This window comes from Peptacetobacter sp. AB800 (genome assembly GCF_047807365.1).
Taxonomy (GTDB): Bacteria; Bacillota; Clostridia; order Peptostreptococcales; family Peptostreptococcaceae; genus Peptacetobacter.
The window spans coordinates 1-20,791 of record NZ_JBLOUI010000022.1; the positions used below are offsets into that span (position 1 = coordinate 1).

The 20,791-nt window shown below is 32.8% G+C and carries 17 protein-coding genes; 4 read left to right on the forward strand and 13 right to left on the reverse strand.

Annotation, left to right across the window (positions count from 1 at the left end):
* Window positions 1-289: 289 nt before the first annotated feature.
* Both rlmD and ACK2WN_RS07450 read right to left on the reverse strand, forming a co-directional pair.
* A complete protein-coding gene (rlmD, locus tag ACK2WN_RS07445) occupies window positions 290-1,666 on the reverse strand; it encodes a 23S rRNA (uracil(1939)-C(5))-methyltransferase RlmD (protein WP_416155264.1) in 1,377 nt (458 codons plus the stop codon).
* Window positions 1,667-1,723: 57 nt separating this feature from the next.
* Window positions 1,724-2,449, reverse strand: a complete 726-nt coding sequence (locus ACK2WN_RS07450) for a pseudouridine synthase (RefSeq protein WP_416155265.1) — start codon at window positions 2,447-2,449, stop codon at window positions 1,724-1,726.
* 314 nt (window positions 2,450-2,763) lie between these two features.
* Between ACK2WN_RS07450 and fba the strand changes: the two genes are divergently transcribed.
* The 4 genes from fba to ACK2WN_RS07470 all read left to right on the forward strand — a co-directional run bounded on the left by fba (window position 2,764) and on the right by ACK2WN_RS07470 (window position 7,091).
* The gene (gene fba, locus ACK2WN_RS07455; RefSeq protein WP_416155266.1) at window positions 2,764-3,690 is read left to right on the forward strand and encodes a class II fructose-1,6-bisphosphate aldolase; all 927 of its coding nucleotides are present in this window, start codon (window positions 2,764-2,766) and stop codon (window positions 3,688-3,690) included.
* Between the two features lie 625 nt (window positions 3,691-4,315).
* Entirely contained in the window at window positions 4,316-5,224 is a 909-nt protein-coding gene (cysK, locus tag ACK2WN_RS07460) for a cysteine synthase A (RefSeq protein WP_329998937.1), read from the forward strand.
* Window positions 5,225-5,319: 95 nt separating this feature from the next.
* Window positions 5,320-5,856, forward strand: a complete 537-nt coding sequence (gene epsC, locus ACK2WN_RS07465; protein WP_300529416.1) for a serine O-acetyltransferase EpsC — start codon at window positions 5,320-5,322, stop codon at window positions 5,854-5,856.
* Window positions 5,857-6,200: 344 nt separating this feature from the next.
* Window positions 6,201-7,091 carry a LysR family transcriptional regulator gene (locus tag ACK2WN_RS07470; protein ID WP_300529414.1) on the forward strand — a complete coding sequence of 297 codons (891 nt, stop codon included), beginning with the start codon at window positions 6,201-6,203 and terminating at the stop codon, window positions 7,089-7,091.
* A 199-nt stretch (window positions 7,092-7,290) separates the two neighbouring features.
* On the opposite strand, the gene purB is transcribed toward ACK2WN_RS07470, so the two are convergent.
* The 11 genes from purB to ACK2WN_RS07525 form a co-directional block, all read right to left on the reverse strand.
* The gene (purB, locus tag ACK2WN_RS07475; protein ID WP_300529412.1) at window positions 7,291-8,721 is read right to left on the reverse strand and encodes an adenylosuccinate lyase; all 1,431 of its coding nucleotides are present in this window, start codon (window positions 8,719-8,721) and stop codon (window positions 7,291-7,293) included.
* A gap of 63 nt (window positions 8,722-8,784) precedes the next feature.
* On the reverse strand, window positions 8,785-9,495 hold the full coding sequence (purC, locus tag ACK2WN_RS07480; RefSeq protein WP_300529410.1) for a phosphoribosylaminoimidazolesuccinocarboxamide synthase: 711 nt from the start codon (window positions 9,493-9,495) through the stop codon (window positions 8,785-8,787).
* Window positions 9,496-9,612: 117 nt separating this feature from the next.
* Window positions 9,613-12,819 carry a carbamoyl-phosphate synthase large subunit gene (gene carB / locus ACK2WN_RS07485; RefSeq protein WP_329998931.1) on the reverse strand — a complete coding sequence of 1,069 codons (3,207 nt, stop codon included), beginning with the start codon at window positions 12,817-12,819 and terminating at the stop codon, window positions 9,613-9,615.
* Complete coding sequence (locus ACK2WN_RS07490; protein WP_270840117.1) at window positions 12,819-13,889, reverse strand: carbamoyl phosphate synthase small subunit; 1,071 nt, start codon at window positions 13,887-13,889, stop codon at window positions 12,819-12,821. The genes carB and ACK2WN_RS07490 overlap by 1 nt, the downstream gene beginning before the upstream one ends.
* A 19-nt stretch (window positions 13,890-13,908) precedes the next feature.
* Window positions 13,909-15,312, reverse strand: a complete 1,404-nt coding sequence (purF, locus tag ACK2WN_RS07495; RefSeq protein ID WP_270840118.1) for an amidophosphoribosyltransferase — start codon at window positions 15,310-15,312, stop codon at window positions 13,909-13,911.
* A gap of 130 nt (window positions 15,313-15,442) precedes the next feature.
* Window positions 15,443-16,723, reverse strand: a complete 1,281-nt coding sequence (locus ACK2WN_RS07500; protein WP_329998930.1) for an adenylosuccinate synthase — start codon at window positions 16,721-16,723, stop codon at window positions 15,443-15,445.
* Between the two features lie 423 nt (window positions 16,724-17,146).
* Window positions 17,147-17,638: a hypothetical protein gene (locus ACK2WN_RS07505; RefSeq protein ID WP_416155267.1), complete on the reverse strand. Its 492-nt coding sequence runs from the start codon at window positions 17,636-17,638 to the stop codon at window positions 17,147-17,149.
* A 13-nt stretch (window positions 17,639-17,651) separates the two neighbouring features.
* Window positions 17,652-18,218, reverse strand: a complete 567-nt coding sequence (locus ACK2WN_RS07510) for a 5' nucleotidase, NT5C type (RefSeq protein ID WP_416155268.1) — start codon at window positions 18,216-18,218, stop codon at window positions 17,652-17,654.
* 33 nt (window positions 18,219-18,251) lie between these two features.
* Window positions 18,252-18,944 (reverse strand): metallophosphoesterase, encoded by a 693-nt coding sequence (locus ACK2WN_RS07515; RefSeq protein WP_416155269.1) that lies wholly within the window; start codon window positions 18,942-18,944, stop codon window positions 18,252-18,254.
* A 5-nt stretch (window positions 18,945-18,949) separates the two neighbouring features.
* Window positions 18,950-19,753 (reverse strand): GTP pyrophosphokinase, encoded by an 804-nt coding sequence (locus ACK2WN_RS07520; RefSeq protein ID WP_118549222.1) that lies wholly within the window; start codon window positions 19,751-19,753, stop codon window positions 18,950-18,952.
* Between the two features lie 87 nt (window positions 19,754-19,840).
* Window positions 19,841-20,785 carry an MBL fold metallo-hydrolase gene (locus tag ACK2WN_RS07525; RefSeq protein ID WP_416155270.1) on the reverse strand — a complete coding sequence of 315 codons (945 nt, stop codon included), beginning with the start codon at window positions 20,783-20,785 and terminating at the stop codon, window positions 19,841-19,843.
* Window positions 20,786-20,791: the final 6 nt, after the last annotated feature.

Consider the following 20,791-nt stretch of genomic DNA (forward strand, 5'->3'; position numbering starts at 1 on the left):
TTCTTCTCGCCTATGCTTCGCAGCATAAACCTTGCAAGTCACTATCAAGTTCATTGGTAGCTACGCCTTTTATGGACTTTCACCACAGATTAATAGCATGCCCGTCATACCGAAAAAAGGTACCCGTCATAACAACGAGTACCTATATACTATCTTTTAAATACTAATATAGCTTTATCTATTCCAAACTACTATCTAGCGACTATTGGAGACGCCATCCACTCGTGGATACGACAAGGCGTCGGAACCTAGGAGCAGATAGTAGTTATTATCTTGCCTTTCTATTACATTAGCACTGACATGCCATATTCATTATTTTGTATAATTTAACAACCGATTCGAGATGAGGAGTCGACGGGAACATGTCCATGCACTTAACCTTCTCTGGCATATATCCATAACCTATAAAATCTTTTAAATCATCAACTAAAGTCTTTGGATTACAAGAAATATACACTATCTCCTTAGCACCGAAATCGCATATATCCTTTATTGCCTGCTTATGTATACCTGGTCTTGGAGGGTCAACTATTATTAAATCTGGCTTAACATCTAAGCTCTTAACAGTGTCCTTAACATCCCCAGCAATAAATTCACAGTTATCTAAACCATTTAATTTAGCATTTTCATTAGCTGCAACAACAGCCTCTTCTATTATCTCTATACCATATACTTTCTTAGCTTTTTCTGCCATTAACTGACCTATTGAGCCTGTTCCGCTGTATAAGTCGAAAACAACCTTGTTAGAATGATCTCCAATAAAATCTCTAGCTATAGTATAAAGCTGCTCTGCACCTTTTGTATTTGTCTGGAAGAATGAGAATGGAGATATTTTAAATTTAAGTCCTAATATCTCTTCATGTAGATAATCTACACCGTATAATATTCTCATCTCATCACACTGAACTGCATCTGCAAGTCCGTCGTTTATAGTGTGAAGTATGCTCACTACATTTCCTTTTAATTCTAATCCATTTATCATATCGGCAAATTTGCTCATATCAAACTCGCACTGAGATGATGTTACTATATTTACCATTATTTCATCTGTGTGTATACCTTTTCTAACTACAAGGTTTCTTAAATATCCCTCGTGATTTACAACTCTGTAGTATGGTAACTCTGCATCTTGGAAGAATGCTAAAGACTCTTTTAATATTGTATTGAAATCAGAATCGACTAACATACATCCGTCAACTGTCTGTATATCTATATGTCTACCCTTTTTGTGAAGTCCTAGTGTAAGTGGTCCACCTTTTACCTCATCACCAAAAGTGTATTCCATTTTATTTCTGTATCCAACATTGTCAGGACTTCCCTGAACACCTAAAAACTCAAATCCTCTTATTCCAGCGTCTTCAAATAGTTCAAGTACCTGTTCTTCTTTTATTTCAAGCTGTTTTGCGTAGTCAACAGAAAGCATAGTACATCCACCACAACCTTCAAAGTGAGGACAAACTTCCGCAGTTTCTATTGGAGATCTTTCTAAAAGCTCTACCATTTTAACATCTGCCTTACCTCTTCCAGTTCTTTTAACGGCAGCTTTCACTTTCTGTCCTTTTATTCCGCCTTTCATCTTTATTCTTCTATCTCCGTACTGGCTTATACTCACACCGCCAAATTCCATTTTACCGATTTCAAACTCGATTATATCTCTCTTTTTCACGTTTACCTCCTATTATTCGATTATATTTTTTATAATTTATCAAATTGTCTAAACAACTTATTCTCTTACTTCTATTAATTTAACTTCTTCATCTGTAAGCTCTCTATATTCACCCAATTCTAGTGTTTCATCTAATTTTAAAGCTCCCATAGAAAGTCTTTTTAAATATACCACAGTCTTTCCAACACTTTCAAACATTCTCTTAACCTGATGGAATTTTCCTTCGTGTATTGTAAGTTCTATCTCAGAAATATCATCAGATTTTAATATTACAAGTTCTGAAGGCATAGTTTCATATCCATCGTCCAAAGTTACTCCATTTTTAAATGCCTCAATATCTTCCTCAGTTACTTTTCCATCTATTTTTGCATAGTATGTTTTTGGAACGTGCTTTTTAGGTGATAATACTCTATGTGCAAGCTGCCCATCATTAGTCAACACAAGAAGCCCCTCAGTATCTTTGTCCAATCTTCCAACTGGAAACGGCTCAAACACTAAATACTCATTGTCTATTAAATCAAGCACTATTGGATCGTGTTTATCAAATGTCGCAGAAATATATCCATCTGGTTTATTCATCATTAGATATATAAATTCTCTGTAGTTTATCTTTTCTCCGTTGAATACTATTTCATCTATATCAGTATCTACTTGAAGCCCTGGATTAGAAACTACTTTTCCATTTACAAAAACAAGCCCTTGTTTACAGAATTTTTTAAGCTCAGCTCTACTTCCATAGCCTAAGTTAGATAACACCTTGTCTACTCTTTGTTTCTTAGCCAAAATTTTCCCTCCTTTTTCAATTTTTATTTACATCATCGTATATTTTTCGCTTAAATCATAATATATTAATATTATCATTTTTTATCTTCAATTAACAGAAAAAAATCCGTTTATCTCAAGCAATAATCAGATTTTCAAAATTTTATTATAAAAAATCAGTAAAAATATCATAAAAAATATTAACTCTAAATTTTTTTCAAAAAGAAAATGTTTGCAACGTACTGTTTTTCAATTTAGTCTATACCTTTTTTGTTTTTCTCTGTATAATATATTTGATGGATAAATTTTTAAAAGTTTATAGGAGGAATTTAAAAATGGCTTTAATTACTACTAAAGAAATGTTTAAAAAAGCTTATGAAGGTGGATACGCTATAGGTGCATTCAACATAAGTGACTTAGAACAGTTACAGGGTGTATTAGAAGGAGCAAAAGCTAAAAACTCATATGTTATGATACAGGCTTCTAAATCAGCTATACAGTATGCTGGACCTCATACATTAGTTGAAATGGTAAAAGCTGCATCTGATGAAATAGGTGTAGACGTTGCTCTTCACTTAGACCACGGTCCAAACTTCGAAACAGTTAAATCTTGTATAGATGCTGGATTCACTTCAGTTATGATAGATGGATCTCACTTCGATTTCGAAGAAAACGTAAGAGTTACTAAAGAAGTTGTTGACTACGCTCACGAAAGAGGAGTTGTTGTTGAAGCTGAATTAGGTGTATTAGCAGGTGTTGAAGATGAAGTTAGCTCAAATGTACACAAATACACTGACCCAGACGAAGCAGTTGAATTCGTTGAAAGAACAGGAGTTGACTCATTAGCTATAGCTATAGGTACTTCTCACGGTGCTTTCAAATTCAAAGGTGAAGCTGAATTAAAATTCGACATATTAGAAGAAATACAGAACAGATTACCAGGATTCCCAATAGTACTTCACGGTGCTTCTGCAGTTGATCAGGAATCAGTTGCTACTTGTAACGAATTCGGTGGAAATATAGCTGGTGCTAAAGGTGTTCCAGTTGACATGTTAAGAAAAGCATCTTCAATGGCAGTTTGCAAAATAAACATGGATACTGACTTAAGATTAGCTATGACTGCAGCTATAAGAAAATACTTAGCTGAAAACCCATCTCAGTTCGACCCAAGAAAATACTTAGGTGCTGGTAAAGACGCTATACAGGCTGTTGTAGAAAGCAAAATAGATAATGTTCTAGGATCAGAAAACTCTATAAACTAATTGTATTTTGATTTCAATTTGAAATTTATTTGAAAGTGTGGCTTTTGCTACACTTTCTTTTTTTTATAATCTTGACATATTTTTAATTTGGGTATATTATCAAATTAAAGTAAGGATAACACATATCTTAAATAGATAAATTTTAGAAAAGAAAGGAATGGTCATGCTATGTGTTGCTGTTGTTGTTGCTACAATTTAAAACAATTAAATAACAGTATTTTTTATGGCGGGACTTTGACTTTCTCTAAAAACGGTGTTACTCTTTAGTTTGATAAATTTTAAAATTGAATTTCAAATCTATTGATTAAATAGATTTCTAATGCTGTTTTCATAAAAAATAAATACTCGTAGCAGGCCTGATAATAATTTTTGCATATCATCCCCTTTAGATATATTTTAGCCTTTGCTTTTTACGAGTATGTTTTATGGAAACAGTTTTTTAATGTCAAAAATCCAATCAAATCTAGAATTACTAATCAAACAGATGTAAATCTACAATTCTTTAAAAGATAATCATAATTTTTTTAGACTGTCTAACTCACGCCAAAATATCTTTATTTTAAATTTCAAAACAAAATTCAAATAAAAATAATAGAGCAAAAAGGTTCAGACGGAGGAAAATATTATGATATACAACAAAATAACTGAAACTATAGGAAATACACCGGTTCTTAGATTTAAAGAGTTCGAAACTGAAAACAGCGCTGAAATATACGGAAAGCTTGAATTCTTCAATCCAGGAGGATCAATAAAAGACAGAATTGCAGCATTCATAATGGAAAAAATGCTACTAGATGGAACTATAAAATCAGGTGATACTATAGTAGAACCTACAAGTGGAAACACAGGGATAGGAATTGCAATGGCTGCAGCTGCAAACGGATTAAAGGCTGTCATGGTTATGCCAGATACTATGAGTATAGAAAGACAGAAGATTTTAAAAGCATATGGTGCAGAAATAGTCCTTACTCCAGGAAAACTTGGAATGAATGGAGCTATTGCAAAAGCAGAAGAATTAGTAGAAACTAGAGGATACAAAATGTTTGATCAGTTCAATAATAAATCTAATCCAGAAGCTCACAAAAACTCCACAGCAATAGAAATCATAAAAGACTTTAAAAACTTAGACGCATTTGTAGCTGGTGTCGGTACTGGTGGCACATTAACTGGAAATGCAAGCGTACTTAAAGAAAACTACAAAGATATCGAAATAATAGCAGTTGAGCCAGATTTATCTCCTGTTATCTCAGGTGGTAGCCCATCTCCTCACAAACTTCAGGGTATAGGTGCAGGATTTATACCATCAATACTAGATACAGATTTAATAGATAAAGTGGAACAGATTTCATCTGAAGAAGCTTATTCAAACGCTATAAAATCAGCATCAGATGTAGGAGTTATGCTTGGAATTTCAGGTGGTGCAGCACTTGCAGCGGCAATCAAAACAGCTGAAAGACTTGGTAAAGGCAAGAAAGTTCTATTTATAGCTCCCGATAATGGAGAAAGATACCTTTCAACAGATTTATACAAATAAGTTTTAAAAATCTGTACAAGTAATTTTTAAAGTGGCAGTTAGAAACATAAATAGAAAGAAATAAAAAATTATGATTAGGCTTTGGAGGATTAGATATGAGCAGTTTTAGAAATATAATAAACACATATAAAGCACAGGACCCAGCGGCGACAAATGCCCTGAGCATTATAATAAATTACCCTGGAATTCACGCAATATTTTTCCACAGAATAGCACATTTTATAAACAATCTGGGGTTAAAATTCTTAGCTAGATTTATATCTCAGGTAGCTAGATTTCTTACAGGTATAGAAATTCACCCAGGTGCTACAATTGGAAAAAGATTATTTATAGACCATGGAAACGGTGTTGTAATAGGCGAAACAGCTGAAATCGGCGACGATGTAGTGATGTTCCACCAGGTTACTCTTGGCGGTACAGGACATGACAAAGGAAAAAGACACCCTACAGTTGGAAATGGCGTTACTATAGCAACTGGTGCAAAAGTACTTGGAAATATTAAACTTGGGGATAACTCTAAAATAGGTGCAAATGCGGTAGTTCTTAAAAACGTGCCAGAAAACGCAACTGTTGTTGGAATACCAGCAAAAATAGTTAAACTAAACGGAGAAAAAGTAAATATCGCTCTATAAACCATAGATATTTATTATAAAAAATACTTCAGACGTCATACATATTTACTAAAAATATGTTACGTCTGAAATTTTTTTATCAAATTATAATGCTTTATTATTATATATTTTTTTCATTTCACCAAAATTAATAACGATTTATTATTTACTTTTTCAAGTTTTTAATAAATTTAGCTTCTTAAATTCATAATTTTAATCACTTAATTTTTTAAGTTTTGTAGATAATTTATTCATATTGTGTTATAATGTTAAATAATTAATTATTACAATTATATATTTTTTCTATGGATAAGAGATATGTATTTGATGAATTTGTTTTTACATTTAAAAAAGGAGAAATTGTTATGAACTTATATCATCTTAAATATTTCGTTACTTTAGCCCATCTCGAACACTACACAAAAGCTGCTGAGCAGTTATCAATCACTCAGCCTAGTCTTAGCCATGCAATAGCTTCACTAGAAAGAGAGATTAATATTCGCCTATTTGAAAAAGAAGGTAGAAATGTAGTGCTCACTAGAGCTGGGAAGAATTTTTTAACAGACATCGAGAAGGCTTTAGCTCTTATTGATGAAAGCATCAACTCAATACACCTTTCAGAAATAGGGGAAGGATGTATAGATATAGCTTTCCATAAAAATATGGCTGCTTCATTTATTCCGGATCTGGCAAGAAAATTTTTAAATGAACATACTGGGAAAAACATCGACTTTAAATTTTACTACGATGCTGAATCTACTGAGGAATTAATCAAGGGGTTATATTCAAAGAATTTTGATTTTATATTCTGTTCTAATAGAATAAATGAAAAAAATATAGAGTATACACCTGTATTTAAACAGAATGCTATACTTCTAGTTCCAGAGGGGCACCCTCTAGCCGATAAAGAATCTGTTTCTATAGACGACACATTAGAATATAATCACATTCTTTATACTAAAAATCATACACTTTCAGAAAAACTATCTTCTTATTTAAACAAGAAAGAATGCTGGGCAAATATATCTTACAAGACTGATGATTTAGGTGTTATAGCTTCTCTAATAACTGGTGACTTTGGAATTTCAATAGTTCCAGAAAACAATACTGTAAATCTAAAGGGAGTTAAATCTATAGAAATATCAGACTTAGACTGGCAAAATATTGTATATATGGCTTATTTAAAATCTTCTTATGAAATACCACTTATAAATGAATTTAAAAAATTCATTGAAGAACATGCAATCAATTTGTAGATATTAATCGGTTTTTTTGGTTATTAGCCTATTAATGTTTACAAATACATTAATTACTATAACATATTTTAAAGGTTCATATTTTTATTTTAAAAAGCTTAAAGTAGGACTCTTGGAATTTATCTGTCGTAACTTAAATCACTAAATAGAGTTCTTAAAAAAAGGGACTGTTGCAATTTATGCAACAGTCCCATATTTTTTATACATTTATTTCGTTGTCCATTTCTTTGTCGTCTTTGTGAGCTTCTAGTACTGGAGCAACTTCATTTTTTAGGAATTCTTCAACCTGCATTGGTGCGCATCCAACGTATTTTTCTGGTTTAAGTATTTCGTTTAATTCTTCAAGAGTAACACCAAACATTTCGTCAGCTGCTATTCTTTCTATTAGGTCGTTTTTCTTACCTTCAACCTTAACCATTCTACCAGCTTCTAAAGAATGTACTCTTATTCTTTCGTGTAAATCCTGTCTGTTTCCACCTTTTCTAACAGCGTCCATCATTATGTTTTCTGTAGCCATAAATGGAAGTTCGCTCATTAATCTCTGTTCTATAACTTTTGGATATACAACTAATCCATCTGCAACGTTGCAGTATAAGCTTAGTATACTATCTACTGCTAAGAATGCTTCTGGCACGCTTATTCTCTTGTTGGCAGAGTCGTCTAATGTTCTTTCAAACCACTGAGTAGCTGTTGTTATAGCTGGGTTTAAAGCATCTACCATAACGTATCTAGCAAGTGCTGCTATTCTTTCACTTCTCATTGGGTTTCTCTTATATGCCATAGCAGAAGAACCTATCTGTTTCTTTTCGAATGGTTCTTCAACTTCTTTTAAGTGCTGAAGAAGTCTTATGTCGTTTGAGAATTTTGTAGCTGACTGAGCTATACCAGATAATATATTAAGAACTTTGCTGTCTATTTTTCTAGTGTAAGTCTGTCCAGATACAGCTATTACTTTGTCGTATCCCATTTTTTCAACTATTTTTCTATCAAGCTCTTTTACTTTTTCGTAATCCCCTTCAAATAATTCAAGGAATGAGGCCTGAGTTCCTGTTGTTCCTTTTGATCCAAGAAGTCTTTTATCTGATAAGAAGTGTTCTATTTCTTCTAAATCATATAATAAGTCCTGTATCCATAGTGTAGCTCTCTTACCTACTGTTGTTGGCTGAGCTGGCTGGAAGTGAGTAAATCCAAGTGTTGGAAGACTCTTATACTCATCTGCAAATTTAGATAATGCTTTTATAGCCATTACTAATTTTGTTCTAACAAGTTCCATACCTTCGTACATTAGTATTAAGTCTGTATTATCTCCAACGTAGCAAGAAGTAGCTCCTAAGTGTATTATTCCTGCTGCTTTAGGGCACTGCTGTCCGTAAGCGTAAACATGAGACATAACATCGTGTCTAACTTCTTTTTCTCTTGCAACAGCTACATCGTAGTTTATATCATCCTGATTTGCTTTTAATTCGTCTATCTGTTCCTGAGTTATTTCAAGACCTAGCTCCATTTCTGATTCAGCTAGTGCTATCCATAATTTTCTCCATGTACGGAATTTTTTGTCATTAGAGAAAAGCTGTTTCATCTCTTTACTCGCATAACGTGATGTTAGTGGTGACTGATATATTTCGTTCATATTATCCTCCGATTTTTATTTTAATTTTTATTATACTCTTTTTGTTTATATAATAAGTTCAAATTATATTCCTAATCTGCTCATTACTTCATCATAGGCTTCTTTCACTCCACCTAAATCTCTTCTAAATCTATCTTTATCTAGTTTTTCGTGAGTGTTTATATCCCAAAGTCTGCAAGTGTCAGGAGATATCTCATCTGCTAAGATTATTCTTCCATGGTATCTTCCCATTTCTATTTTGAAGTCTACTAATTCTATGTCAGCCTGTTTGAAATACTCTATTAAGAAATCATTTATTTTCATTGTCATATCTTTTATAGCGTCTAGTTCTTCCTTAGTAGCTGCACCTATTGCCATTATCTGGCTGTCGTTTATCATTGGATCCCCAAGTGCATCGTCTTTTAAGCAGAATTCTAATGTAGGATTTTTTAGTACAGTTCCTTCTTCTACACCAAATCTCTTAGAAAAGCTACCTGCAGCTATGTTTCTAACTATTATTTCAAGTGGTACTATTTCCACCTTTTTAACTATTGTTTCTCTATCTGAAATTTCTTCAACTAAATGAGTTTCTATTCCCTTTTCTTCTTCTAGTTTTTTAAATATAAAGTTGGCCATTCTGTTGTTTATAACACCTTTTCCGTCTATCTGTCCTTTTTTAAGTCCATTGAATGCAGTTGCATCGTCTTTGTATGATATTAATAAGCAATCATCATTCCCTTCTATTTCATAGACTCTTTTGGCTTTACCTTCATATAACATTTTTCCTTTATTCATCTTAGTTTCCTCCCCTTAAAGTATACATTTCATAATATTCTATAAGTTCAAATTCTAAACTGCACATATATTAAATTTTCTATTATATATGTGCAGTTTTCATCATCACTTACAATTTTATACATATATTGAATTTATATCAACTAGTCTGGTATTTTCTTCTGAGTAGTGACTTAATAAACTTTCTGCAAGTGCATTTGCTGTGTCTATTGAAGTTAGACAAGGAACAGCGTAATCTATTGCTTTTCTTCTGATTTTAACACTGTCTCTTGTAGGTATTCTACCCTTAGAAGATGTTGAAATTACATATTTTACTACTCCACTTTCTATTAACTTACTTGTGTTGTTTACTCTGTCTTCGTGAATTTTATTTACTACTGTAACATCCATTCCTTCTTCTTCAAGAACTTTGGCAGTTCCTTCTGTAGCGTATAATTTAAATCCTAGTCTTTCAAATTTTTCAGCTACTTCTGCTATTTCTGGTTTATCTCCATCTTTTACAGATATAAATACTCCACCGTCTTTTTCCATATGGTATCCAGCAGCTGCTAGTCCTTTAAATACTGCTTCTTTTAGATTTCTACCTATACCTAAAACTTCCCCAGTAGATTTCATTTCTGGTCCTAAGTGTACATCTAGGTCTATTAATTTTTCGAATGAGAATACTGGTACTTTGGCTGCAAAGTATTTCTGTCCTTTAAATAGCCCTGTTCCAAATCCCATATCTTTTATTTTTTCTCCAAGCATTGCTCTAACTGCAAGCTCAACCATTGGAACACCAGTTATTTTACTTAGGTAAGGTATTGTACGAGAAGATCTTGGATTTACTTCTATTACATATATTTTTCCTTCGTATATAACGTACTGTATATTTACAAGTCCCTTAGTTTTTAAAGAAACTGCAAGCTGTTTTGAGTATTCAACTATTTTTTCTTTTAGTTTTTCACTTATATTCCATGAAGGACAAACTGCTATAGAGTCACCTGAGTGTACTCCTGCTCTTTCTATATGTTCCATTATTCCCGGAATTAATATATCCTCTCCATCACATATAGCATCAACTTCTACTTCTACACCCATCATATATTTATCTATTAGTATTGGGTTGTCCTTTTTGTTTGATTTTAGTATTATTTTCATGTATTCTTTGATATCTTCATCGCCGAATGCAATTATCATATTCTGTCCACCTAATACGTAAGATGGTCTCATAAGTACTGGGTATCCAAGTTCATTTGCAGCTTTTAAGGCTTCATCTTCTGTAAGAACTGTATGTCCCTGTGGTCTTTTTATGTGTAGAGATTCAAGAAGTTCATCAAATCTTTCTCTATCCTCTGCCATATCTATGCTTTCTGCACTAGATCCTAATACATTTATTCCCTGACTTTCTAGGAACTTAGTTAGGTTTATAGCTGTCTGACCACCAAATGCAACTACTACTCCATAAGGTTTTTCTGTATTCATTACGTTCATTACATCTTCTGGAGTAAGTGGTTCAAAGTATAGTCTATCCGCTGTATCAAAGTCTGTAGATACAGTTTCTGGGTTGTTGTTTATTATAACAACATCAAATCCTGCTTTTTTAAGTGCCCATACACAGTGAACTGCAGAGTAGTCGAATTCTATCCCCTGTCCTATTCTTATCGGTCCTGAACCAAGAACTACTACAGTTTTTCTCTCTCTTATTCCTTTTCTTTCTATAAACTCATCCGCTTCATTTACTTCATCACAGCAACTATAGAAGTATGGAGTTTCTGCTTTAAATTCTCCTGCACAAGTGTCGACCATTTTAAATGACGCTGGAGCTGAGTAATTTACTTTTTCTCCACTTATTCTTTCTATTGTAGAGTTTAAGAATCCGTATCTTTTTGCAACGTTATAAGTAGCTTCTGATACATTTCCTTTAGATAGTTCTTTTTCTACTTCTGCTATATTTTTCATTTTATATAAGAACCAGTTATCTACTTTTGTTATTTCATGTATTTCTTCACAAGATATTCCTCTTTTTAATGCTTCATATATTACGAATACTCTTTCATCGTTGCATACATGAAGAGCTTCTTTTACCTGTTCATCTGAATACGCAGCAACTTTTGGAAGAGTACAGCAGTCTGTTTTGTTTTCAGATCCTCTAACAGCTTTCATAAGTGCTGTTTCAAAGTTCTGTCCTATAGCCATTACCTCACCTGTAGCCTTCATCTGAGTACCAAGTTCTCTCTTAGCATATACAAATTTGTCAAATGGCCATTTAGGGAATTTAACAACAACATAGTCAAGAGCTGGCTCGAAGCATGCGTAAGTCTGTTTAGTTATTTCATTTTTTATTTCATCTAATCTATATCCAAGTGCTATTTTTGCAGCAACTTTTGCTATTGGGTATCCTGTAGCTTTTGAAGCTAGAGCCGAAGATCTTGAAACCCTTGGGTTTACTTCTATTACAGCATATTCGTCGCTATTTGGATTAAGTGCAAACTGGCAGTTACATCCACCTTCAACACCCATAGCATCAACTATTTTTATAGCTGCTGTTCTAAGCATCTGGTATTCTTTATCTGCAAGTGTAACCGCTGGAGCTATTACTATACTATCTCCTGTATGTACTCCAACTGGGTCAAAGTTTTCCATTGAACATACAGTTATAGCATTTCCTGCTCCATCTCTTACAACTTCAAACTCTATTTCTTTCCATCCAGATATACATTTTTCAACTAATATCTGTGTTATTGGAGATAATCTAAGTCCATTTTCTGCAATCTTTTTAAATTCTTCCTCGTCGTTTGCGATTCCACCACCGCTTCCTCCAAGAGTAAACGCTGGTCTAACTATTACTGGGTAACCTATTTTTCCTGCGAATTCTACAGCAGAATCTAGGTCTTCAACTATTTCTGAAGGTATTACAGGCTGTCCTATTTCAAGCATTGTATCTTTGAACATCTGTCTATCTTCAGCTTTATCTATTGTTTCTGGGTCTGCTCCAAGAAGCTTAACACCCATTTTTTCTAGGTATCCTTCTTTAGCTAACTGCATTGAAAGAGTTAGAGCTGTCTGCCCACCTAATGTAGAAAGTATACTGTCTGGTCTTTCTTTTTCTATTATTCTTTTTAATGTAGTAACTGTTAATGGCTCTATATATATTTTGTCAGCCATTGCGTTGTCAGTCATTATAGTCGCTGGATTTGAGTTAACTAGTATAACTTCCTTTCCATCTTCTTTTAAAGACTGACAAGCCTGTGTTCCAGAATAATCAAATTCTGCTGCCTGTCCTATTACTATAGGTCCTGAACCTATTAAAAGTACTTTCTGTATGTCGTTATTTTTAGGCATTATATCTCAACTCCTTCCATTAAACTTATAAATCTATCAAATAAATATGCTGTATCCTGTGGTCCACCACAAGCTTCTGGATGGAACTGTACTGAGAATACTGGCATATCTGTGTATTTTATTCCTTCACAAGTACCGTCATTTACATTTGTAAATAATAATTCTGCATTTTTAGGTAATTCATCATTGTCAACTGCATATCCATGATTCTGGCTTGATACGTATATTCTTCCTGTTGAAAGATCTTTAACAGGCTGATTTCCACCTCTGTGTCCATATTTTAATTTAATAGTAGTTCCTCCCTGAGAAAGAGCTAATAACTGATGACCTAAACAAATTCCAAATGTAGGTATATTTGCCTTGCATAGTTCTTTTAATTCTTCTATTATTTTTACATTGTCCTTTGGATCTCCAGGTCCATTAGATAGCATTATTCCGTCTGGATTTAATGCTTTTATTTCCTCAGCTGTTGTAGATGCAGGCACTGTTGTTACATTGCATCCTCTTTTTAATAATTCTCTTCTTATATTTCTCTTAGCACCGAAATCCCATAATACTACGTTATACTTAGCATCTTCCACTTTATCAGTAAATGACTCTTCACAAGTAACTGCTTCAACCATATCAAAGTATTCTACATCTATTTTTTCATTTTCTTTAACTGGTTCAGAAGTTATTTTTGCCTTCATAGTACCATGTTCTCTAAGTACTCTTGTAAGTTCTCTTGTATCTATACCGTATACTCCTGGTATATCGTTCTTTTTAAGGTATTCATCAAGTGTACCCTCACATCTGTAGTTAGAAGGATGTTCACAGTACTCTCTAACTATATAAGCTTTTACAAAAGAGCCTCTACTTTCGGCATCTTCTTCTATTATTCCGTAGTTTCCTATAAGTGGGAATGTCTGAACAACTATCTGCCCACAGTAACTTGGGTCTGTAAGTGTTTCAAAATATCCTGTCATTCCAGTAGTAAATACTATTTCGCCAGTTATTTCCTTTTCCCGTCCAAAAGATTTTCCTTCAAAAATCTTTCCATTTTCAAGAATTAAGTTGATTTTCTTTTCCAAAGTTAGTGCCTCCTTTTTTCTATTCAAACTGTGATTTGCTGTAGTTTTCTATTATAAGAGGATAATTTCCATCGAAACATCCTGTACAGAAATCTCTGCAACATTTTCCACATGCTTTCTTTAACCCCTCTATGCTTATAAACCCTAGTGAATCAGCGCCTATGCTTTTTCTGATTTCTTCTAATTCCATTTTATTTGCTATTAGATTTTCTTCGCTATCTATATCTGTTCCAAAGTTACAAGTGTGTTTGAACATCGGTGAAGATACAAGCATATGCACCTCTTTAGCACCTGCCCGTCTTACATTTTTGATTATCTTAGCACTTGTAGTTCCTCTTACTATAGAGTCGTCTATAAGTATTACTCTCTTGTCTTTTAAATTACTTGCAAGAGGATTTAATTTTAGTTTAACCGCTTTTTCTCTCTGCTCTTGTGTTGGGAATATGAAACTTCTTCCAATGTATCTATTCTTTACAAATCCAAATTCAAAAGGCATATTGCTTTCTTTTGCATATCCAATGGCTGCCTCTATTCCACTATCTGGCACACCACATACGACATCTGCGTCTATTTTGAATTCTTTTGCAAGTTCTCTTCCCATGTTTATTCTTGCATCGTATACATTTAATCCATCTATGTTTGAGTCTGTTCTGGCAAAGTATACATACTCAAATATACAAGAGCCCTTTTTTTCTCTATTTAATATCATTTTGCTATCTATAGAAAGATCTTCGTTTATTACGACCATTTCTCCTGGTTCAATATCTCTAATTAATTCATAGTTTATACTATCAAATGCACAGCTTTCAGATGCCACAGCTATTCCATTTTCACCTTTACCTATACAAAGAGGTCTAAATCCCCATCCATCTCTTATCGCTACTAGTTTGTTTTGAGATGTCATTATAACAAGTGAAAATGCACCTTCTAGTTTTTCAACTGCTTTTTCAATAGCTTTTAATTCATCTTTTTCTGTAAGCATTTCAAATGCGATTAATTTCGCTATAGATTCACTATCATTAGTAGATCTAAATATACATCCTTCTTTTTCAAGACCTTTTCTTATTTCCATTGAGTTGACAATATTCCCATTGTGAGCAACTGCAACCCTTCCCCTTAAATACTCCGCTAGTATTGGCTGAGTATTTGCCTTTGAGTTAGAGCCTGTTGTAGAGTATCTAACGTGTCCTATAGATACTTCAGCATCTCCTAAGTCGCTTATATCCTTTGGTGAGAATACCTCGCTTACTAATCCCTTATTTTTAAATAAATTTATTTTTTCTCCAACTAACGATGCTATTCCTGCACCTTCCTGACCTCTGTGCTGAAGTGCCATAAGTGCAGAATGAGTCATACTAGCTGAATCATTTTCTTTGGTTCTTATCCCAAAAACTCCACATTCTTCTCTTAACTTTTCTTCCATTCTTCTATTCCTCTTTTTTAATATAGTTTTTGTTTACTTTATAGTTTTTCTTTTAAATAGGGATATGCCCTGTAAAAATTTACAAAACATATCCCATTATTCTCAAATTGTCTGCAACGATGCAAAAATACTAGTCTGGTACTACTATGTATTCTTCTCTTTCAGCTCCAACTGAAACGTATTTTATCTTGCACCCAACAGCTTTTTCTATATATTCTATGTATTCTCTAGCTGCTTTTGGTAATTCTTCTAATTTTCTGCAACCAGATATATCTTCATGCCATCCATCTACGTATTCGTAAACTGGTTTAGCGTTTTCTAATTTTTCCCCTATTGGGAATACATCTAATTCTTTTCCTTCAAAAGTATATCCTACACATACTGGTATTTTATCCATGTATGAAAGAACGTCTAATTTAGTAAGAGCTATTTCATCTGCTCCCTGCATTCTAACACCGTATTTAGATGCAAGAACGTCAAATCCACCAACTCTTCTTGGTCTACCTGTAGCTGCACCGTATTCGTTACCAGCTTTTCTTAAATGTTCTGCTTCTTCTCCAAATAATTCAGCTGTGAAAGGTCCTTCACCAACACAAGTAGAGTAAGCTTTCATTATACCTACAGTAAGGTCTAATTTTCTATTTGGCACACCAGACCCTATTGGTGCATAAGAAGCTATAGTTGATGATGAAGATGTAAATGGATATATACCAAAGTCTATATCTCTTAAAGCACCTAACTGTGCTTCAAACATTACATTTTTACCATTTGCAGCTGCATTATCTATGAAAAGACCTGTATCACATATATAATCTTTTAATTCATATCCGTACTCTTTTATCCATGCAAACATTTCTTCTGCATCTAATTTTTCAGATTCGTAACCTTTTTCTATCATAAGGTTTTTCCATTCAACTATATTTGCTATTTTAGCTTTTAAGCTTTCTTCACTATCAAGAAGATCTCCCATTCTTATACCTTTTTTCATGTATTTATCTCCATATACTGGAGCTATACCTCTTCTTGTTGAACCGTACTTAGCGTCTTTTAATCTTTCTTCTTCTAAGCAGTCCTGCTGAACGTGATATGGCATACATATTATAGCTCTATCACTTATTTTTAAGTTTGCTGGAGTTATTTTTATTCCAGCTTCTCTTAATCTTCCCATTTCTCCATGAAGATGTTTTAAATCTATTACTACACCGTTCCCCATAACATTTACAACATCTTCTCTTAATATTCCTGATGGAAGTAGATTAAGAACGAATTTTCCTTTTTCATTTATTACTGTATGTCCCGCATTGTTTCCACCCTGGTATCTTACAACAACATCGTAATCTTCTGAAAGAAGGTCTACCATTCTTCCTTTTCCTTCGTCTCCCCAGTTTATTCCTGTTATAGCTGTTAACATATATTACCTATCCTTTCTACCGCCCTACTGCGATAATGACAATATTTAAAGTACTCAATAGTACTTTACTACCCATTTTTTTCTTAGTTCAAAATGTGGTTTAGATGAACTTTCTATTTTTCGCCCCAAAAAAGGTGTTTACCAAAAGAAGGGTATAAAAATTACCAAATGAATTTAAAAAATTACCCTTTTCCCCTGATAAACACCCTCATGTTCAAATCTAGGTTATTATATCATTCTATCAAGTAATATGTCAATCAAGGAAAACGTTACACAAAAATATTTTTGAAATTTTATCATAAATATTCGTTATATAACGAAATATATTTAATATTTTTTTAAAATAAAACGCATTTATTTCTTTTGAGGCACAAAAAAACTGCAAGTTATATAATAACATTGCAGTCAATTTCATTTTATTAACTAACTATAGAATTTTGAAGCCCCTAAAAGCCGTCTTCTTCCAACTATTTTAACTATACTGTCTAACTTCTGTATTTCAATTCTTTTAAATGCTACTAAAAGTATAAATTTAAAATCATCAAAATCCTGACCTATACTGTATATTTCAAAATGACATCTTACATCGTCAAATCCATATTTTTCCTGTAAATCCTCTTCAAATTCATCTGTAAAACCTTTTATATAATCTCTTATATCTTCAAAGAACATATCAAAATATCCTTCTTCTAACCCTTCTGTAAGAGAACTAACTATTGGATCTAAATCATATTTATTAGATAAGAATAAATCTTTAGCCAGCTGACAATCAAATACTAATATATCTTTTTCTTTTATAGTGTCTGATATGTCCTGACATTTTTCTATATCCTCGCTCATCAAAAGTAAATCTTTTATATCTCTACTCTTGACCTGTATTTTTCCATTGTCATTCATTAGCTTTAAAGAAACCATTTTTCTACCCCCTTTATTTTAGTCTATTGGAGATGAATTCATCAATCTCTTTCCAATTTCTTACCCTAGTTATATTATCACATTCTACATCTTTATTGTAGTTTGTGTCAATCAAAAGAACATCAATTCCATTTTTTGCTATATCCATAGCATTGTTTGGATCGTCTTCAATAAAAATATCGCATCCCAATTCAAGAGCTTTTCCACTTTTTTTGACTGGACCTAATAAATATATATTGTTTGCATTTATACCATACTTATCAAACCATTTTTCAGTGATTTCTTTTAAGCACTCTCTTCTAGCAGTTACAAAATATACATTTATATCATCAGATTGCTCGAGCTTTTTTATTACATCTACTGCAAACTCTGCTGGCTCTGCAGCTTCATATGTATAGCTGTAATTATTGTCAAAGTTTATATAAAAATCTCCTTCAACAGTTCCATAAAGCTGCTCCCAATCAAGTGTAGTATACTGCTCTTTTGTTATGTTTTTTCTAAAAATTTCATTTAAAAACGGTATAAATCCATAAGGATCCGTCACCGTTCCATCTATATCTATACCTATATTTATACCCATTTTAAATCTAATTCACTCTTTCCATGTATTTACTTAATCCATTACTTTTACTGGCATAAAATCAATATAATCCGCAGATACTAGATTGTATTCTATACCATTTCTAATACCTTTAAGACCTGTCTTAAAAGATTCCTCTCCATGAAGATGTCCGTAGTAAACTCTCTCTACTCCATATTTTTCATATAAATCTGTAAAAACAGAATCCTCTAAAGAGTCGTTAGTAGGTGGATAATGTGTGATTACTATTATTTTTTCGTATCCAGCCTTTTTTGCCTCTTTAAGAGATATTTCTATTCTTATTGCTTCTCTATCGTAAATTTTCTTATCTTCTTCAGTAAATTTAAACTCATTTGGACAAATCCATCCTCTTCCACCACAGATTGCATAGTCTTTATATGTAAAAAATCCCGTCTGAATAAATTTCATATCGTCGTACATCTTATTCAGTTTGGTAGCTGTAGTCCACCAATAGTCGTGATTCCCTTTTATAAAGAACTTCTGTCCTGGAAGCTCATGTATCATATCGAAGTCCGACTGTGCATCCTTCATCTTAGTCCCCCACGATACATCGCCCAACACCAAAACAACATCATCTTCTTTAACTGTAGATTCCCAATTATTTTTTATCTTTTCATCGTGGTTTTGCCACTTCTCTCCAAAAATATCCATTGGTTTATCTACAGAAGAAGATAAATGTAAATCTCCTATTGCATATAAACTCATATTATTTATTCCTTCATTTTATGATTTTTTATTTCTTCTATTTTGCGACCTATTTCGTCTTTAAGCTGTAGTATTTCTTTTACGTCTTCCATAGAATTCTGTATCATATCGAGATTTCTCTGATACTGTATTGCGTTGTTTGTATATCCTAATTCTCTAACTTCTTGAATTCTATCAAGTACGTCCTTAACAGCTAATTCTCTCATCCGATACATAGACTGAGCATTCATTATATCCTCTCTTATCTCTCCCATTTCTTGGTCTAATAAGAATGCTGCATCTGCTGCTCTTCTAAGTCTTACCGCCAATGTATCTGGTATATAGTGTTCGTATTTATATTTTAGAGAATGTTCTATAGTAGCCCAGAAGTTCATTGCAAGTGTTCTTATCTGTATCTCACATGTTACCTCTTTTGATCCGTCTACAGTGTTTATAGGATAGCTTATAATAACATGGTAGCTTCTATAACCACTTTCCTTGTAGTTTTTTATGTAGTCTTTTTCATTTATGATAGTCATATCAGTTCTGTTTTTTATAAGCTCTACTATTGTATAGATATCCTCAACAAACTGACACATTATTCTTATACCAGCTATATCTTCTATTTCAGCTTCTATATCTTTAGCATTTAATTTTTTAGCTTTTGCAACTATAGACGCTATTTTTTTAGTTCTACCTGTTACAAATTCTATTGGAGAATAATCTCCTCTTTCTAAAAATTCTTTTCTTATATTTTTGAATTTTACCTTTAGTTCTTCTACTGCATTGTTGTAGGGAGCTAGTATGGCCTTCCAATCTTCATACTGCATATTTATCCCTCCTCTTTTATTCTTTTTTAACTTTTGAAATTTTCCATTGTCTATTTTAACATATTTTAGGATAATTTTTTCTAAAATCTAATTTTCTTTTAAAAAATATAATAATTCTCCATCCTCTATTTTGTAATCTATTTCGCCGTTGTCTAATAAGTATGCAACTAGAGATACAAGTGCTGATTTGAAGAAGTGATACTCCTTGTAATTACACTTTAAGTCGTTATCTACTATTATATGTTTTAAAAGTTTGTCATATCCCAACTCTTCTTTAGATAGAATTTCTTTTACTTGATTTATATACTTTATAACAGCAGCTCTATTTTTTTCTATAAGAGCTTTAGACTCTTCTCTAGTTATAATTTCTCTAGAGTGTCCTAATACTATCTTGTCGTATTCCATTTTTTCAAGTTTATCTAATGATTTTAACTGTTTTGCAACGTCGAATGTAAATAGAAAGTCAAATTTATCTAGCATTTCCTCTCCAACAAGTAAATCCCCTATGAAAAATACTCCATCTGATGTTAAAAATCCCATACTTCCTTCAGTATGACCTTTTAAATCCACTACTCTTATCTCGTTTTCACTAAGAGTTCTTCCATCATCCTCTATACACTCACCTGTATTTAAGTCAAATATTCCCTCTGTTATTACCTTATCTACAGTAGTTATATCTCTTTCCTTCATCTTAGATGCGTTAATCATTATCTCACAGCTATTTCCACCTACTATGTATGTAGGGAAAAGTATTGGATTTTCTATGTAAAGGCTTCCATAAGCTGATGATACGTTGATTACAGATGGTTTTTGCTCTTTAATTTGCCCACATCCACCATAATGGTCATCATGCTCATGTGTGTTTAGTATATATTTCAATTCAAAACCTGCATCCTCTATCTTTTTTAATATCCTTTTAGGTCTAGCACCTGCAAGACCTGGATCTATTATTACAGCGTTATTTCCGTATGTATATACACCAGTATTTGTTCCACCTTTTATAAAGTATGTGTTTTTTGCTATATTTTTCATTTCTAT

Excerpts from the sequence above, each read along its gene's own strand:
- purB (WP_300529412.1), bottom strand. The coding sequence starts at position 8,721 with ATGAACGAAATATATCAGTCACCACTAACATCACGTTATGCGAGTAAA.
- ACK2WN_RS07505 (WP_416155267.1), bottom strand. The coding sequence starts at position 17,638 with ATGGTTTCTTTAAAGCTAATGAATGACAATGGAAAAATACAGGTCAAG.
- ACK2WN_RS07500 (WP_329998930.1), bottom strand. The coding sequence starts at position 16,723 with ATGTTAACAGCTATAACAGGAATAAACTGGGGAGACGAAGGAAAAGGA.
- epsC (WP_300529416.1), top strand. The coding sequence starts at position 5,320 with ATGAGCAGTTTTAGAAATATAATAAACACATATAAAGCACAGGACCCA.
- ACK2WN_RS07520 (WP_118549222.1), bottom strand. The coding sequence starts at position 19,753 with ATGCAGTATGAAGATTGGAAGGCCATACTAGCTCCCTACAACAATGCA.
- ACK2WN_RS07515 (WP_416155269.1), bottom strand. The coding sequence starts at position 18,944 with ATGAGTTTATATGCAATAGGAGATTTACATTTATCTTCTTCTGTAGAT.
- ACK2WN_RS07525 (WP_416155270.1), bottom strand. The coding sequence starts at position 20,785 with ATGAAAAATATAGCAAAAAACACATACTTTATAAAAGGTGGAACAAAT.
- purC (WP_300529410.1), bottom strand. The coding sequence starts at position 9,495 with ATGAATAAAGGAAAAATGTTATATGAAGGTAAAGCCAAAAGAGTCTAT.
- fba (WP_416155266.1), top strand. The coding sequence starts at position 2,764 with ATGGCTTTAATTACTACTAAAGAAATGTTTAAAAAAGCTTATGAAGGT.
- cysK (WP_329998937.1), top strand. The coding sequence starts at position 4,316 with ATGATATACAACAAAATAACTGAAACTATAGGAAATACACCGGTTCTT.
- ACK2WN_RS07510 (WP_416155268.1), bottom strand. The coding sequence starts at position 18,218 with ATGGGTATAAATATAGGTATAGATATAGATGGAACGGTGACGGATCCT.
- ACK2WN_RS07470 (WP_300529414.1), top strand. The coding sequence starts at position 6,201 with ATGAACTTATATCATCTTAAATATTTCGTTACTTTAGCCCATCTCGAA.
- carB (WP_329998931.1), bottom strand. The coding sequence starts at position 12,819 with ATGCCTAAAAATAACGACATACAGAAAGTACTTTTAATAGGTTCAGGA.
- purF (WP_270840118.1), bottom strand. The coding sequence starts at position 15,312 with ATGGAAGAAAAGTTAAGAGAAGAATGTGGAGTTTTTGGGATAAGAACC.